Annotated in this window: 1 protein-coding gene; it reads right to left on the minus strand. The window is 49.8% G+C overall.

Annotated elements, in window-relative coordinates:
• Window positions 1-1,358: cell wall-binding repeat-containing protein (locus OXPF_RS17200; protein ID WP_160317256.1), on the minus strand; the 1,358-nt coding region annotated here is incomplete at both ends.

The raw sequence follows: 1,358 nt of genomic DNA on the forward strand, positions 1-1,358 counted from the left end.
CGCATCCGGATAGCTTTCTCCGTAAGCCAGGATTACCGGAGTTCCGGTCTTGACTTCTAAGCGTTCAGCTATTTTAACCGCCGTTTCATAGCGGTCTGTTCCGGCAAGCCTGGTGATACGGCTGAAACCACTTGCTGCTATTTTTGCTTCCATATCCGTACTAACAACCGCCGTACCTCCTAAGATATAAACTTCCCCTGTCTTATCCAAGCTGCTCTTTAAATACTCTATAACCTTTTCCTGGTCTGAGGCTGTGCTTCCCACTAAGAGTACCGGGGCATTCAGCTGGTAAGCCAGCACGCTTCCTGCCAGGGCATCCGGATAATTGTCAGCGGTGGCTAAGACAACATGGCTTAGCTTTCCTGTGAAGCTTGCTTTGGCAATCTCAAGAGCCGTATCGACTCGGGTTAAGCCTGCCAGCCTGTCTACTCCTGTTACGGATTCCACCATTTGAATATCCCATTTTACGATTTCCTGTTCTACGCTGATAGTGGGGCTCTTGTATTCTTCATATCCGTCTTTGACGGCTGCAAGGTAGTAATCCGTAGTCGGGAATACCATGAAAGCATAGGCACCGTCTGAATCGCTGGTTTGAGGATTTTTATTGTCGTTTGGCTTAAAGCCTTCAAGGATAGGAAGCTCTACAAGAGCTCCTGGGGTTTTTCCCTCTGCTTTGTTTCTGGCTGTGTCGGCATAGTAAAGGGTTACTTTAACTCCGGCAATTACTTTTCCGGTTGCTCCGTCCGTTATAACCCCATAGGGGTCAATTAAGGTAACATTAAGCTCGACCTTGCCAGATTTATCAACCTTGATCTCCATGGTGCCGATGGTGATTTTCCGGCCGTTCCCAAAATCATAGCTGATGTTATAGCTGTGGTCTGTGCCTTGGGGCAGGCCCGAAACCTGAATTGTTCCATTGGCCGAAACAGTGAGCGGAACCCCTGCTTCGCCGGTTATGGCGACCTTTGACGCATCGATTAAGGGCGCTGCTGTACCGCCGGGCTTCTTGGCAACGACGATCTGGGATGCCTGCATGGTTAGGGTCAGCCGGTTATTGCTGTCCCTGGTAACGGCAGCTGTTATATTGGATACGGTGCTCCCGGTGCTTCCGTCTCTGACGTCCCCTGTAATAGTTGTGGGCGGTGCAGACGGAGTTGCTGAGGAATTGGAGCTTCCGCTACCGGATGAACGCCTTATCCATTTGGCATACACCGTCAAATTACTTGTCACCGGAGTCGATTCAGTAAATTCATTGGCAAAGGTTCCATCGTCGGTATACCAGCCATCAAATCTGTATCCGGTTTTCGTTGGCGCTGCGGGTAACGTTACAGTGGTATTTTCTGCTACATTGGCAATCG

The sequence above is a fragment of the Oxobacter pfennigii genome, assembly GCF_001317355.1.
In the GTDB taxonomy this organism is placed as follows: domain Bacteria; phylum Bacillota; class Clostridia; order Clostridiales; family Oxobacteraceae; genus Oxobacter; species Oxobacter pfennigii.